The sequence below is a fragment of the Arthrobacter sp. genome (assembly GCF_031179385.1).
Classification (GTDB): Bacteria; Actinomycetota; Actinomycetes; order Actinomycetales; family Micrococcaceae; genus Arthrobacter_D.
In genome coordinates this window covers 13,055-27,271 of record NZ_JAPSHV010000004.1, presented here as the reverse complement: position 1 = coordinate 27,271, position 14,217 = coordinate 13,055, and the positions used below count along the sequence as shown (strand labels likewise).

Below are 14,217 nucleotides of genomic sequence, written 5' to 3'. Positions count from 1 at the left end.
GGTAACTGGTTCTAGCTAACGCGGACGAAGCTGTAGCCGGAGAGGTCGGAAAGGCTGTGAAGGCCGGTGTTCATACCGTTCAGGCCACCGCTGATGACCTGGCCGTTGCCGACGTAGATGGCAACGTGACCGCCCGAGACCACGAGGTCACCGGGTGCGGGAGTGGATACTACGGAGCCGAAAGCGAAGAAGTCGCTCGGTGCGATATCTCCGACGGACTTGCCGATGGAGCGAAGAGCCTTTTCAACCATGGCGGTGCAATCCTGCGCAACGCCGATCTGGGAGTAAGCGGATCCGACGAGTGCTGCACCGACCCCGCTGGATGTAGGCGCTTCGACAGGGACTGGAGCCTTCACTGCGGCGGCCTCGACCTTGACCTCGGGCTGGGCGACGGCTGCAACCTCTACGGTCTCAACCTCCACTGCGGCCGGAGCGGGTGCTGCTTCGACGACCTCTGCCTGCGCAGCTTCGACCGGAGCAGCCTCAACGGGAGCAACTTCGATCTCGGGAGCAGCGACGGCTTCGACGGCTGCGCGCTCGAATGAAACTGCTGCATCCGCGGATGCGCTGACGGCGGTTGGCTGAGCGACTGCGCTGAGGGTTCCGACGGCCTGGGCTGAACGCTGGGCGTCAGATGCGCCGTGAGCGGGAAGACCGGCGGTGAGTACGAGGCCGGAAGCGGCGACGATAACTGCTGCCTGGCGTCCTACGGAACCTGCGTTAGAAGAAACAGCCTTCGAAATGGCTGCGAGCGAGTTTGTATGAGCCGGCACCGCACGGTGGCGGCCCAGCGCAGAGCTGTTTGACACGTTAAATTGCCTCTCCCTACGCCTGCGAGGTGAGCTGTCGGATTCGGATGGGAGTCACCCGGCCGCGGATCGTCTCAGATCCAGCGACTTAACCCCAAGGACTTCTGAAGAAGAAGCCCGCAATTGGTTCCCCCGCCCCTGCCATGCGATTGTTGCGAACGGATCTCGTGCAGTGGCAGAGCTAGGCGATCTGCGCGAGAGTGCCAAACCCCCTGCGATTTGGCACGAGTGAAACGGTACATCAGAAAATCAGGTATGTCACATTCAGGTCACGGAACGGTGTGTTCATGGTTACGACGACCTGAGCAACGGCTCAGAGCCAGCCCATTGGGTCGACGTTCTTGCCGTCGACAAGCACCTCAAAGTGCAGGTGGCAGCCCGTTGAGGCACCCGTCGAACCCACCCGGGCGATGGCTTCCCCGCGGTCCACAACCTGGCCCACAGTGACATCCATCGCCGACAGATGGTTGTAGGTGGTCTCCAACCCGTTGGCGTGCTTGACCACCACACGGTTGCCGCCGCCGTAGGCATGCCAGCCCGCGAACGTCACGGTGCCGGCCGCTGCTGCTCTGACAGCAGTGCCGCAGGCCTCGCTCATGTCCTGCCCGGTGTGGAGCTCCCCGGCACCGGTGATCGGGCTCACCCGGGTCCCGAAGGGCGAACTCATCACCACGTGGTCCAGCGGCGCGGAGAGCGATCCCTTCGACTCATCCGCCACGATGTCTCCACCTGATGCAGAAACAATCTCCACGAGCTTGGCGTCCGGATCGAACTTGCCGTGAAGGGCAGCGCGGTCAAACGAAACCTCGGCGCCCGCGGCCGCCTGGATGGGTTGCGGCTCTGCCTGCTCGGCCGAAGCGGCGGCAGCTACCTGAGCCTCTGCGGGCACGACTGCGGCGGTGGTGGGAAGTGCGACGGTCAGTACCATGCCCGATGCGGCGGCTGCAATGGCGACCTTCTGGCTGATCCCGGCGAAGGAGACGTCGCGGCGAGCGGTGACAGCGCGTCGTCGTCGTTCAATCCTCTGGCCATCGCGGGGGCGCAGCGCCGCTGGCTGCGCGAACGCTCCGCTGCTCACGGACGCAACGGAACCAGTGCGGGCTTCACGCCGTGACATTGGAGCGGCTGCACAGCGAGGCGCCTCTGGCACCGTCAGACGTGGCGAAGCCGGGGAAGGTGAAGACACCGGGGCAGGCGAAGCGGCTGCGTGCACCGCTGCCTGACTGGCGATTCGCTCGGCCCGCTCACGCCTGTGGGCGTCGCGTGGCCGCGCTTCAGCGACCGGGGCGCTGGCACGGCGGCGCCCCGAAGCAGTGTTCGACAAGGAGACCCTCTCTCATTTCCGCCTGCGAAGTTAGCTGTCGGATTCGAGTATGAGAAAACTCGGCCCGGATACGCGCGTAGTGGCAGCACCCGGACTTCACCCCAAGGTCATGGCAAGCCATCACCGGTTGTGGGTCCTCCGCCCCTGTCCATCTTGAAACACTGCGTTCGCTGACAGGGTTAGGCATGCGAACCAGGTAACGCTGAAGTATCAGCGCCAGGGATTAACTATAGCTCGGACGGACCAAAAGTAATCATTCCGTAACCATGCTGTGGATATCCTTCGGGAATCCAGCGGGTCTGTCCGGACCGCCGGGGCGGAAACTAAACCGCGACGAAAACGTGCGACGCGACTTCGGGTGGAAGCTCCAATGCACCTTCGACATCGGGCACCCGCACGGACACGTATTCGCCTACAGCCTGCAGCGTCATGCGGGCTCCGGGACGGAGGCCGCCCTCGTCCAGCTGGGTCAGCAACTCAGGATCAACCTGGATCGGCTCAGCGAGACGTACGAGGGTCACGCTCGATCCCGGGACGTATGTTGCCATGGCCTCTGTGAGAGTGCACACACCCATTGTCTGGAGCTCGGAGGGAGTACCCCCGATTGCTTCGAGACCGGGAATCGGGTTGCCGTAGGGCGACTGCGTCGGCTGACCGAGCAGCTCATACAGCCTCCGCTCAACGCGCTCGCTCATCACATGTTCCCAACGGCATGCCTCGTCGTGGACGTACGCCCAGTCGAGGCCGATGACGTCAGAAAGCAGCCGCTCCGCCAGCCGGTGCTTGCGCATCACCTCAGTGGCCCGCCGGCGTCCGAGCTCCGTCAGCTCGAGGTGACGGTCCCCGGTCACGATCACCAGTCCGTCGCGTTCCATGCGGCCGACCGTCTGCGACACCGTTGGCCCGGAGTGCCGAAGCCGCTCGGCAATCCGCGCGCGCAGAGCAACAATGTTCTCTTCCTCGAGCTCAAGGATGGTCCGCAGGTACATCTCGGTGGTGTCGATGAGGTCCGTCATGCGGGGTTCAGCTCCTTGGCACTGGTGCGGTTTGAGCGTTGATGCGGCGGCAGCAGCGCCCCGAAAACGGGCGACCGTCGTCATCCCTACGCCCCACAAGGTTAACCCATGTAGGTTTGCCGCTTTGACTGGGACGCATCAGCACGGTGTTGTGCACTCCCACCGGTCACAATGCGCCGGCGCTGCGGCCGCTGGGGCAGAATGGTCTGCGAGACCCCACACCAAGCAACCGTCCTGGAGTAATCATGAGCACTTCCACCGACATCCGCATCCCAACCGAGCTGCTGCCGAAGGATGGACGGTTCGGCGCAGGCCCCTCCAAGGTCCGTCCGGAGCAGCTGGAAGCCCTGAACCGTGCGGGGACTGACCTGCTCGGAACGTCCCACCGCCAGGCTCCGGTCAAGAACCTGGTCGGCTCTGTGCGGTCAGGGCTGATGGACTTCTTCCGTGCCCCCGAAGGGTATGAAGTTGTTCTGGGCGTCGGAGGGTCCACAGCTTTCTGGGATGTTGCCGCCTTCGGGCTGGTGAAAGCGCGTGCCCAGCACCTCTCGTTCGGCGAGTTCGGTTCGAAGTTCGCTGCAGCAACCTCGAAGGCGCCCTTCCTTGGAGACTCGACTGTCATCAAGTCCGAGCCGGGGACCCGACCCGCCCCCCAGGCCGAGTCCGGCGTCGACTTCTATGCCTGGCCCCAGAATGAAACCTCGACAGGGGTTGCAGCCCCCGTTGAGCGTGTGGCCGGAGCTGACGAGGGTGCGCTGATCGCGGTCGATGCGACCTCTGCTGCGGGCGGACTTGCGGTGGATGTGTCCCAGGCTGACGTTTACTACTTCGCACCGCAGAAGAACTTCGCGTCCGACGGCGGATTGTGGCTTGGACTGTTTTCTCCTGCAGCGCTGGAGCGGGCTGCGTCGATCAAGTCCTCGGGCCGCTGGATTCCGGATTTCCTCGACCTGCAGACGGCCATCGACAACTCGCGCCTGAACCAGACGTACAACACGCCTGCTCTCTCGACCCTGGTGACTCTGAACGCGCAGATCGAATGGCTCAACGGGAACGGCGGCATCGACTTCGCCGCGCAGCGCACTGCCGACTCCGCAGGACGCATCTACAGCTGGGCGGAAGCCTCGTCCATAGCGACCCCGTTTGTACAGAACCCGGACCACCGCTCCAACGTCATCGCCACCATCGATTTCGATGAGAGCGTCGACGCGTCGGCGGTGGCCAAGACCCTGCGCGCCAACGGGATAGTAGACGTCGAGCCGTACCGGAAGCTGGGCCGCAACCAGCTGCGGATTGCAACGTTCGTGGCGATTGAGCCCTCCGACGTGTCGGCGCTGCTGGAGTGCGTCGATTACGTAGTTGAGCGCTCCTAGCCGTCACGCTCCGGCGTGTCCCGTGCCGTGGCGGCCAGGGTCAACCTGAGCCGCCTCGGCTCCGAACGCACGAGGCGAACTGTTACGTGATGGGACCGCCAAACCCACACGAGCCCGGCTACAGCAGCCACGAAGCCCGACGCGGCGGCCACCACCAGGCCCCACCGAGGGCCGAAGGCATTGGTCACCCATCCCACGATCGGCGCTCCGATCGGTGTTCCGCCGAGGAAGATGGCGAAGTACAGTGCCATCACGCGGCCGCGCATTTCCTGCGCCGTAGTGGTTTGAACGTACGCGTTCGCGCTGGTCATGAGGGTCAGGGCAAACAGTCCCACAGGAATCAGCGTCACGCCGAAGAGCCACACTGAAGGCGCAAGCGCAGCTAGCAGGCAGGCCAGGCCGAATGCGCCGGCAGCTCCGAAGATGAACCTGAGACGTGGCCGTTCCCGCCGGGCCGAGAGCAGGGCGCCGGTCACAGAGCCCACGGCCATGATTGACGACAGGGTGCCGAAGATGCCGGCGTCCGTGTTGAACTCGGTCCGGGCCATCGCCGCAATGTAGACGGCGAAGTTCAACCCGAACGTCCCCACAATGAAGATGGCAAACATCACCATCATCAGGTCGGGCCGAAGTCGCACGTACCGGAAGCCTGCCCGGATCCTGCCACGCCCAGGCGCTGACCTCTTGAGAACGCGCAATTCTCCTTGCCGGATTGTCACGAGGGCAAAGATCATTGCACCGAATGTCACGGCATTGATGAGAAAGACCCACCCCGGGCCGACGGCCACGGTGAGCAGGCCTGCAACCGCGGGCCCGAACATCCGGGCCCCGTTGAAAGAGGCGCTGTTGAGGGCCACCGCGTTGGGGAGGTATTCGTCGCGTACCACTTCCGAGACAAAGGCCTGACGGGCCGGAGCGTCAATTGCGGCTACTACTCCCAGCGCAAGAGCGAATGCATAGACGTGCCAGAGTTCTGCCAGGCCAAACACGACCAAAAGCCCAAGGCCGACACCGAGCGCGGCCATCGCGGCCTGCGTTCCGATCAACAGCTTCCGGCGATCGACCGTGTCGGCTATCAGACCCGCCCACGGGGCAATGAAGAGCTGCGGACCGAGCTGCAGGGCCATGACGATACCCATCGCCGCGGCGTCCTGATCCGTGAGGATGTCGTAGACGAGCCAGTCCTGGGCCGTGCGCTGCATCCAGGTGCCGATATTGGAGATCAGTGCACCGATGAACCAGAGCCGGTAATTGTGGATGTGCAGGGATCGGAACATGCCCATCAGGCAACCGTCCTTCCTGCAGCCCTCCACACCCTAGGCAACTGGGGATTCGCCCCCGGGAGTGCTCGGATCATCGGCATCGGGGTCCGGGGAGCCGGTCCCCGCCGATCCCCTTTCGACGGGCTCACTGTCAGCAGGTTCGTCAGCTGCAGGTTCAGGTTCAGCATGCGCGCTGTCAGCAGTGTCTTCTTCAGGGTCCACGTCTGCTTCCATGACGGGGTCCACTTCGGCGGCCTCCGCTGAATCCCCGGCCGCTGTTTCCTCCGCTGTTTCCTCCGCGGTGTCTTCCGGGCGGACGCGTTCGGACCACGGGACCCAGTCGGGGGCCAGCAGGGCGTCCGCAGAAGGCAACAACCCGACCTCGCAGACGGTAACGTCCTTGCCACGGGGAACCCGGGCGAGCGTCGCAAACCAGTGCCAGCCCACGTAACCCGGAACATTGGCCGCGAAACGGTGGGTGACGAGCCTCTCCGCCTCCGGGACGACTCCCAGGTGCTCACCCACGGGTGTTCCGTCGGCGATCTCCAGCACACCGTTCCGTGCGGCGTCCACAGCGGCAGCCAATACGGCGTCGGGCTTGGACGGCTTCCGGGCGGGGCGGCGCTTGGCAGCGGGAACCGCGGATGCCACGGCTCCCGGTGCTTCCGCTGGTTGAGCCTCCCCGGACTCCGTCGATGCTGGAGATTCAGTCATTGGACCTAAACGTCCAGGTCATCCGCGACGGCGCGCAGCACCGCAGCAACCTTCGCGGAGTGCGACTTGTCGGGGTACCGACCGCGGCGCAGACCGTTGGACACGTCGTCGAGCAGGCGGATCAGGTCCTCGGTGATGACGGCCATATCTTCCGCCTTCTTCCGTGTTGCCTTGGCTACAGACGGCTGGGCATCAAGGATGCGGGCCGACAATGCCTGCAGGCCCTTGCGTCCATCAGCGACGCCGAACTCGAGCCGGGCCCCCACCTTCACCTCTGTTACTCCGGCAGGGAGCGCGGAGGCATGCAGGAATACTTCCTTGCCGTCATCCGTCGCCAGAAAGCCGAAACCCTTTTCAGAGTCGAACCACTTCACCTTGCCGATAGGCACGTAATTACCCCGTTCTCGTACTGCTGGTGCGCAGGCCGTGAGTTACCGACGAATCGATAGGAATCGACGCGATGTCGGTGAACTGGCCGTACGCAGCGAAAAAGTCTGCCTTAACAGGATACCGGCACCGGTGAGGGGAATGGACGATGAGCACCCTTGTACGCTAGGAGCATCATGATGCAGAACCCATCCTCCGTTCCTGACGCGAACGACGGCGCCGGTCCCCTCAGGGAGGCAAAAGGCACCCCTCGAAGCGGGCGCATCCTGTTGATTGCCGCGGTCACGCTCGCAGCTGTCGGCCTCATTTCGCTCGTGGCCGTCCTCGTGTCTGCGTGGATGGGCATGCAGTCGTGGCCGGGATTCATGGCCGCCGCGTATTTTTGCCTGCCTCTGGCCTTCCTGCTGATGCTCGTCAGCGTCGTCAGCAGCGTTATTTCCCGCGGCCGCAGTTAACTCACGCGCAGCCGTCGGTGTCCGGCCACACCGTCGCCCCGCCGTTCCCCGGTGCGAGTAACGTTAATGTGGTGTCCGCCATCCGTGCCCTAGCCGAAGATCTGGCGTCCCGCAGCGACTCCGAACTCCGCCAGCTGATGGCCGCACGCCCCGACGTGGTGCTTCCGCCCGTTCCCGACTTTGCCGCCCTCGCGGCACGGGCGTCAACGCGGGTCAGTGTGCAGCGCGCGCTCGAAACTCTGAGCGCCCCCCAATTGATGGTGTTGGAGGCCGTAGTCCTTACAACGAATCTTGACGGCGGAGTCGGCAGCACGGCAGCAACCCTCAAGACAGTGATCGGCTCGACGACCGCCAAGATTCTCGAGCCCTACCTCGCGCAGCTCCGGGACATGGCCCTTGTGCGGTCCGGTCCTGTGTCGAGGAGCCGGCACTCTTATTTACCACTGGAGACGCTCCACGAAGCGCTCGGCCCCTATCCGGCAGGGCTGGGGCGTCCGCTCGCAATGCTGGTGCAGCAGTACCCCGAGTATGGCGAGCGCATCAGGACCGGGCTCGAACGCCTGTATGCGTCGGCGGTACCCCGACCGACGGGCTTACCGGCCGGCAGCGGTCCGGCGACCGAGCTCGCTCGAGTGCTTGAAGGATCCTGGGACGCGGTTCTTGCAGCGGTTCCGGAGAAAGCACCGGACCTGCTGGGAAAGCTCGCAGCTTCGCCGGTGGGATCAGCTAAAGCCGGCGCAGCATCGGGGACGGTAACGCCAATTGAGTGGCTCCTCGAGAACGGACTGCTCATCCGGCTCGACGCGAACCACGTGGAGCTACCCCGCGAGGTGGGAATCGCGGCGCGTGGCGGCCTGATCATTCCTTCCCTGCCGGTAACGCCGCCTGAACCGCGCCTGAACTCGGTACGGGTGAGCCTTCGGGACAACGCCGCCTTCGGGGCCGTGGCCGAGACACTTCGGCTGGTCACGGAGCTCCTGGCCGCTGCGCAGTCCGAACCCATAGCGACGCTGCGCACGGGAGGAGTGGGCGTCCGTGAAGTCCGTCGGCTCGCGGACTCGCTTCGTGTGGACCGCGAACAGGTGGTCTGGCTGCTTGAGCTGGCCGCACTCGCGCGGCTCATCGCACTTGACCCGGACAGCTCGCGCTGGACGGCCGCGGCGAGCGGGTCCTGGCACCTTTCGGAACGTCACGAGCAGTGGCTTCAACTGGTGCGCGCGTGGCTTGATGCGGAACGTGCTCCTTCCCTCGTGGGAGGTCGGCTGCCCAGCGGCAGCACCGTCAATCCGCTGTCATCGGAGGCGAGCCGGACCGACGCGCCGGCCGTCCGCCGTCGTGCGTTGTCTGCGGCTCTGGCGATCTCAACGGAAGCAGCAAACGACGACGGCCGCGCGTGCGTTCTCGACGCATCCTCCCTGATCGAGAGGCTCACCTGGCAGCAACCCCGCCTCCGCCGCCGCTTTTCCCGGCTGGTCCCTGGGATGGTGGTGGAGATGGGGCACCTCGGCCTGCTCGGTTCCGGCGCCTTGACTGACCTCGGAGGAGCAGTCGCGGAGGACCGGTTCGATGACGCCGTTGAGGCTCTTCGCGATGCCCTCCCTGAACCGCTCACCCACTTCATGCTGCAGGCCGACCTGACCGCAGTGGCGCCTGGTTATCTTGAGCCCCAGGTCGCCCGTGAACTTGCCCTGCTCGCCTCTGCGGAGGGACAGGGCCCGGCAACTGTGTACCGGTTTTCCGCCCAGTCGGTGCGGCGTGCCCTCGACACTGGTCAGGACGCCGCAGCCATTCTGGCCTTCCTTGAGAAGCACTCTGCCACGAACGTTCCGCAACCGCTGCGCTACCTCGTGGAAGACACCGCCGCCCGCTACGGGTCGCTGCGCGTCGGTCCCGCCTTCAGCTACGTTCGCAGCGATGACGACGCCGCTCTGACGGCACTCCTCGCGGATCCCGCAGCCGCGGCGCTCGGGCTTGTCCGGCTTGCACCAACCGTCGTGACGGCCCAGGCTACGCCTGCCGAACTTGCCTCAGCACTGCGCGAGCTCGGCTACTCCCCCGCGTTGGAGGGGGGCGCTGAAGTGAGGCAGCCGATTCGGAGTGCCGGATCGACGCCGTCGTCGTCTGCGGTGCGGACCAACCCGTGGGTGCTGACCGAGGAAGACCTCGAAGCGCAGATGAAGGTGCTGCGGGGCAGCGCCAGGCCAGGTCCGGGCGGGGGCGCCGAGAGTGAGGCGATGATCGGCCTCGAGACGCTCCGGACAGCCATCCGGACCAAGAGGGCGGTCCGGATGGGCTTCGCGGACAGCTCCGGGAATTCCACCCGGCAGGTCTTTGTTCCACTGTCGGTTCATGCGGGACGGGTGCGCGTTTTCGACCCGGAGAACGAGACCGAGCGCGTGATTTCCGTGCATCGGATTATGGATGTGGAAACTGTGGAAGGGGCTTCAACGGATGCCTAACGGGCCGCTTATTGTCCAGAGCGACAAGACCATCCTGCTGGAGGTTGATCACGAGCAGGCCACCGAAGCGCGGCATGCCATCGCAGCGTTCGCGGAGCTGGAGCGCGCTCCAGAGCATGTGCACAGCTACCGGCTCACGCCCCTTGGCCTGTGGAATGCCCGCGCCGCCGGGCTCGACGCCGAGCAGGTTCTAGACACGCTGCTGAAATACTCGCGCTTCCCGGTGCCGCACGCGCTCCTCGTCGACATTGAAGAAACCATGTCGCGCTACGGGCGGCTGCGACTGGAAAAGGACGCCCAGCACGGCCTCGTCCTGCGCACCAACGACTATCCCGTGCTTGAGGAAGTGCTCCACGCCAAAAAGATCGAGCCCCTCCTTGGTCCCCGGATCGACGGTGAAACCGTGGTGGTGCACTCCTCCCAGCGCGGGCAGCTGAAGCAACTCCTGCTGAAGCTCGGGTGGCCGGCAGAGGATCTCGCCGGCTACGTCGACGGCACGCCGCACCCCATCATGCTCAACGAGGACGGCTGGACCCTGCGCCCGTACCAGAAGGTGGCTACGGAGAACTTCTGGGCGGGCGGCTCCGGCGTCGTCGTGCTTCCGTGCGGCGCGGGAAAGACACTGGTGGGCGCCGCAGCGATGGCGACGAGCTCCACCACCACGCTCATCCTCGTGACCAACACGGTGTCGGCGCGGCAGTGGAAGGACGAACTGCTCAAGCGGACGTCGCTGACTGAGGACGAGATCGGCGAGTACTCCGGATCCGTCAAGGAGGTCCGGCCCGTCACCATCGCCACCTACCAGGTGCTCACCCTGCGCCGCGGCGGACTGTACCCCCACCTTGAGCTGCTTGACGCCAATGACTGGGGCCTTATCGTGTACGACGAGGTCCACCTGCTGCCTGCACCGATCTTCCGGATGACCGCTGACCTTCAGGCGCGGCGGCGCCTCGGTCTCACGGCGACCCTCGTGCGTGAGGACGGCCGGGAGGGAGAGGTGTTCTCCTTGATCGGTCCCAAGCGCTATGACGCGCCCTGGAAGGACATCGAGGCGCAGGGATACATTGCGCCGGCAGACTGCGTGGAGGTTCGGGTTGACCTCCCCCGCGATGAGCGGGTGGCCTACGCCATGGCCGACGACGGCGACAAGTACCGCCTGTGCGCCACCTCCGAGACGAAGACCTCTGTCGTTGAGAAGCTGGTCGCCTCGCACAAGGGTGAGCAGCTGCTGGTCATCGGTCAGTATATTGACCAGCTCGACGAGCTTGGCGAACGGCTCGACGCGCCGATCATCAAGGGTGAGACATCCGTCAAGGAACGCCAGCGCCTGTTCAACGCTTTCCGCTCCGGAGAACTGCACACCCTGGTCGTCTCCAAGGTTGCCAACTTCTCGATCGACCTCCCCGAGGCCTCGGTGGCCATCCAGGTGTCGGGCTCGTTCGGATCGCGCCAGGAGGAAGCCCAGCGGCTGGGACGCCTGCTTCGCCCCAAAGGCGACGGACGAGCAGCACGGTTCTACACCGTCGTCGCCCGTGACACCCTCGACCAGGACTTCGCCGCCAAGCGGCAGCGCTTCCTCGCCGAGCAGGGATACGCGTACACCATCATGGACGCGGCGGATATCCCGCAGGGGTGACAGCAGCCTCGTCAGGCTGACCCGCGGCTCCCGCGCATTCGGGTAACATCCAGACAACTCCCAGCATCTGGGAGCAGACTGGGAGTCGTGAATAAATCAGGACCTGAAGCAAAACTGCTTGTAGTCGACGACGAGCCGAACATCCGGGAACTGCTCTCCACCTCCCTGCGCTTCGCCGGATTCGACGTCGTTGCCGCCGCCAACGGACGCGACGCCCTCGCCGCCGCCGAAACCCACAATCCGGACCTCGCCGTGTTGGACGTGATGCTGCCGGACATGGACGGTTTCACTGTCACGCGCCGGCTCCGTGCTGCCGGGCGCCACTTTCCCGTCGTATTCCTGACGGCCCGCGATGACACCGATGACAAGGTCACCGGGCTCACGGTGGGCGGCGATGACTACGTCACCAAGCCGTTCAGCCTGGACGAGGTGGTCGCCCGCATCCGGGCTGTCCTTCGGCGGACCCGCCCGCTTGAGGACGACGGCGCCGTCATCCGTGTCGATGACCTCTCACTCGATGATGATGCTCACGAGGTCCGCCGTGGGGGTGAGGTGATTGACCTGTCCCCCACGGAGTTCAAACTGCTGCGCTACCTGATGATGAACCCCAACCGTGTGCTGTCCAAGGCCCAGATCCTTGACCACGTGTGGGAGTACGACTTCAATGGGGATGCCTCCATTGTGGAGTCCTACATCTCCTACCTGCGCCGCAAAATCGACAAGAACCCCGACGCCCCCGCACTCATCCAGACCAAGCGCGGCGTCGGCTACCTGCTGCGCACCGCCGACAAGCGGTAACCCGCTATTCCCATAGCCGCTGTGATCCGCCCCTGGAAATCCGCTTCCCTCCGCACGCAACTGATTGCCATCATGACCCTGCTCATGGTGTTCACCGTTGCCATCACGGGCATCGTAACCATCTCGCTGCTCCGGAACAGCCTGGTGGTCCAGATGGACAAGGACATACAAGCGAACGCCCAGTCGGTGACCAACAGCATCGGCGCTATTGGGAGCGACACGAACCAGAACCTGCTCCGCTTCTACGGGCTGTGGCTCGACGAGAACGGGGAGTCGATCCGCTCGACACACTCCCCCGACGCCCTCGAGGTGCCGGTTATTCCGCGCCTTAGCAGGGAGGAAGTCGAGGCGATGAACCTGGATGCCTTCACCGTCCCGGGAAGCCGGAATGAGAGCGAATGGCGCGTCATCGTGTTCCCGCTGATTGAGGAGGACAGCTCGGTTGCCGTGGCGACCCGCATGTCCACCGTGCATGACACCGTCTCCGAAGCCGGCCGCATCATCTTCACCGTCGGACTGTTCTCCATCGCTGCCGCCTCGATTGTCGCGTACTTGGCGGTCACCCGGCAGTTCCGTCCGCTCAGCAGGGTGGAGCGGACCGCAGCGGCCATCGCGGGCGGGGACCTTTCCCGCCGCGTCGAGGTTGAGCGCCCGGCAACAGAGGTGGGCAGGCTCTCCCGGTCGCTGAACGCGATGCTCTCGCATATCGAGTCGGCATTCGCGGCGCGCATGGAGTCGGAACGGAAGATGCGCCGCTTCGTCGCAGACGCGTCCCACGAGCTGCGTACCCCCCTCGTGACCATCCGTGGATTCTCCGAGCTGTACCGCCACGGCGCCCTGCAGAATGACGAGGACGTCAAGGCCGCCATGGGCCGGATCGAGAGCGAAGCAAAGCGCATGGGTCAACTGGTCGAGGACCTGTTGACGCTCGCCCGCATCGACGAACAGCGGCCGCTGGAAGCCCAGCCGCTTGATCTGCTGGTATTGGGGAACGATGCCGCCATGGACGCCCGTGCCATCGCTCCTGACCGCACAATCAGAGTGATCGGACTCGACGGCGGACCTGCGAGGCACGCTCCGACCGTCGGCGACGAAGCCCGTCTCCGCCAGGTTGTCGCGAACCTGATGACCAACGCCCTGAGATACACGCCGGAGGGCTCCCCGATCGAGGTTGCGGTCGGCGTCGCGCCTGTCATCCACGGCAGGAGCGATGCCGTTATCGAGGTGCGGGATCATGGTCCCGGCATCTCGGAGGAGGACGCTTCCCGGGTCTTCGAACGGTTCTACCGGGCGGATTCGTCCCGCTACCGCGAGACCGGCGGCACCGGCCTCGGTCTCGCCATCGTCGCCGCACTGGTGGCGCAGCACGACGGAAGCGTCAGGTTGGAGGAGACACCCGGTGGCGGTGCCACGCTTTCGATCCGGCTGCCGCATGACCCGGAAAGCAGCCTTTCCGAAGACGCTTGACCGTGCACGATTCAGGAGCCAACGCGACCATTCCTCCCCAAAACACCGAATGCCAGCGGCTTACACACATCCTGAATTCATGGCTCCCCCTGATATTCCCCGCACCCTAGCGTCATGAGGGCAAGCATCCGCAGTACAAGGATTTCAGGAGGAACCCATGACCTACTTCAACGTCAACACGGACTCGCTGGCCGCCAAGAGCGCTGACGTGCAGAACACCATCGCGCGTCTCCAGTCCGAAGTGAACGCCATGCAGTCCGGGCTCCGCTCCCTTGAGTCAGAGTGGCAGGGACAGGCGTCCCAGAACTTCCAGCAACTGGTCACGGACTGGCGTGCAACGCAGTTTAAGGTTGAGGAGTCCTTGGCGAGCATCAACCAGGCACTCGCTGTCGCCACCGAACAGTACAGCCAGGCGGAGCTCAGCAACGCCCGGATGTTTATGCACTAACCCGCGAGCGGGCGGAGCACGAACGCCGAAGGCCGGCCACCCGTTCTAGGGTGACCGGCCTTCTGTGTC

At 64.8% G+C, this 14,217-nt stretch carries 13 protein-coding genes and 2 riboswitches; of the genes, 7 read left to right on the top strand and 6 right to left on the bottom strand.

Annotation, left to right across the window (positions count from 1 at the left end; genetic code table 11):
- Positions 1-11: 11 nt before the first annotated feature.
- The 3 genes from RIF85_RS01640 to RIF85_RS01630 form a co-directional block, all read right to left on the bottom strand.
- Positions 12-809, bottom strand: coding sequence for a hypothetical protein (locus RIF85_RS01640; RefSeq protein ID WP_309070163.1), 798 nt, complete (start codon positions 807-809; stop codon positions 12-14).
- 5 nt (positions 810-814) lie between these two features.
- A riboswitch (cyclic di-AMP (ydaO/yuaA leader) is annotated at positions 815-974 on the bottom strand.
- Between the two features lie 148 nt (positions 975-1,122).
- On the bottom strand, positions 1,123-1,887 hold the full coding sequence (locus tag RIF85_RS01635; RefSeq protein WP_309070162.1) for a M23 family metallopeptidase: 765 nt from the start codon (positions 1,885-1,887) through the stop codon (positions 1,123-1,125).
- A 250-nt stretch (positions 1,888-2,137) separates the two neighbouring features.
- A riboswitch (cyclic di-AMP (ydaO/yuaA leader) is annotated at positions 2,138-2,329 on the bottom strand.
- A gap of 127 nt (positions 2,330-2,456) precedes the next feature.
- On the bottom strand, positions 2,457-3,149 hold the full coding sequence (locus tag RIF85_RS01630; protein WP_309070161.1) for a metal-dependent transcriptional regulator: 693 nt from the start codon (positions 3,147-3,149) through the stop codon (positions 2,457-2,459).
- Between the two features lie 245 nt (positions 3,150-3,394).
- Between RIF85_RS01630 and serC the strand changes: the two genes are divergently transcribed.
- Positions 3,395-4,522 carry a phosphoserine transaminase gene (gene serC / locus RIF85_RS01625; RefSeq protein ID WP_309070160.1) on the top strand — a complete coding sequence of 376 codons (1,128 nt, stop codon included), beginning with the start codon at positions 3,395-3,397 and terminating at the stop codon, positions 4,520-4,522.
- Here serC and RIF85_RS01620 read toward each other — a convergent pair.
- The 3 genes from RIF85_RS01620 to RIF85_RS01610 are packed head-to-tail and all read right to left on the bottom strand — an operon-like array spanning position 4,519 to position 6,887.
- Positions 4,519-5,805, bottom strand: coding sequence for an MFS transporter (locus RIF85_RS01620; protein WP_309070159.1), 1,287 nt, complete (start codon positions 5,803-5,805; stop codon positions 4,519-4,521). The genes serC and RIF85_RS01620 overlap by 4 nt on opposite strands.
- A 33-nt stretch (positions 5,806-5,838) precedes the next feature.
- A complete protein-coding gene (locus tag RIF85_RS01615; RefSeq protein WP_309070158.1) occupies positions 5,839-6,498 on the bottom strand; it encodes a DUF3027 domain-containing protein in 660 nt (219 codons plus the stop codon).
- A gap of 5 nt (positions 6,499-6,503) precedes the next feature.
- Positions 6,504-6,887 carry a cold shock domain-containing protein gene (locus tag RIF85_RS01610; protein ID WP_309070157.1) on the bottom strand — a complete coding sequence of 128 codons (384 nt, stop codon included), beginning with the start codon at positions 6,885-6,887 and terminating at the stop codon, positions 6,504-6,506.
- Between the two features lie 174 nt (positions 6,888-7,061).
- On the opposite strand from RIF85_RS01610, the gene RIF85_RS01605 reads away from it, so the two are divergent.
- From RIF85_RS01605 to RIF85_RS01580, 6 genes are all read left to right on the top strand, one after another.
- Entirely contained in the window at positions 7,062-7,340 is a 279-nt protein-coding gene (locus RIF85_RS01605; protein ID WP_309070156.1) for a hypothetical protein, read from the top strand.
- Between the two features lie 71 nt (positions 7,341-7,411).
- Positions 7,412-9,799: a helicase-associated domain-containing protein gene (locus tag RIF85_RS01600; protein ID WP_309070155.1), complete on the top strand. Its 2,388-nt coding sequence runs from the start codon at positions 7,412-7,414 to the stop codon at positions 9,797-9,799.
- Positions 9,792-11,435: a DNA repair helicase XPB gene (locus RIF85_RS01595; RefSeq protein WP_309070154.1), complete on the top strand. Its 1,644-nt coding sequence runs from the start codon at positions 9,792-9,794 to the stop codon at positions 11,433-11,435. Before RIF85_RS01600 ends, RIF85_RS01595 begins: the two co-directional genes overlap by 8 nt.
- A gap of 87 nt (positions 11,436-11,522) precedes the next feature.
- Positions 11,523-12,233, top strand: coding sequence for a response regulator transcription factor (locus RIF85_RS01590; RefSeq protein ID WP_309070153.1), 711 nt, complete (start codon positions 11,523-11,525; stop codon positions 12,231-12,233).
- A 21-nt stretch (positions 12,234-12,254) separates the two neighbouring features.
- The gene (locus RIF85_RS01585) at positions 12,255-13,700 is read left to right on the top strand and encodes an ATP-binding protein (protein ID WP_309070152.1); all 1,446 of its coding nucleotides are present in this window, start codon (positions 12,255-12,257) and stop codon (positions 13,698-13,700) included.
- A 157-nt stretch (positions 13,701-13,857) separates the two neighbouring features.
- Entirely contained in the window at positions 13,858-14,148 is a 291-nt protein-coding gene (locus RIF85_RS01580) for a WXG100 family type VII secretion target (RefSeq protein WP_309070151.1), read from the top strand.
- Positions 14,149-14,217 lie beyond the last annotated feature (69 nt).

Bases quoted from the DNA above. Each gene is read 5' to 3' on its own strand.
- RIF85_RS01595 (WP_309070154.1), top strand. From the start codon at position 9,792: ATGCCTAACGGGCCGCTTATTGTCCAGAGCGACAAGACCATCCTGCTG.
- RIF85_RS01615 (WP_309070158.1), bottom strand. From the start codon at position 6,498: ATGACTGAATCTCCAGCATCGACGGAGTCCGGGGAGGCTCAACCAGCG.
- RIF85_RS01630 (WP_309070161.1), bottom strand. From the start codon at position 3,149: ATGACGGACCTCATCGACACCACCGAGATGTACCTGCGGACCATCCTT.
- RIF85_RS01620 (WP_309070159.1), bottom strand. From the start codon at position 5,805: ATGGGCATGTTCCGATCCCTGCACATCCACAATTACCGGCTCTGGTTC.
- RIF85_RS01580 (WP_309070151.1), top strand. From the start codon at position 13,858: ATGACCTACTTCAACGTCAACACGGACTCGCTGGCCGCCAAGAGCGCT.
- RIF85_RS01605 (WP_309070156.1), top strand. From the start codon at position 7,062: ATGATGCAGAACCCATCCTCCGTTCCTGACGCGAACGACGGCGCCGGT.
- serC (WP_309070160.1), top strand. From the start codon at position 3,395: ATGAGCACTTCCACCGACATCCGCATCCCAACCGAGCTGCTGCCGAAG.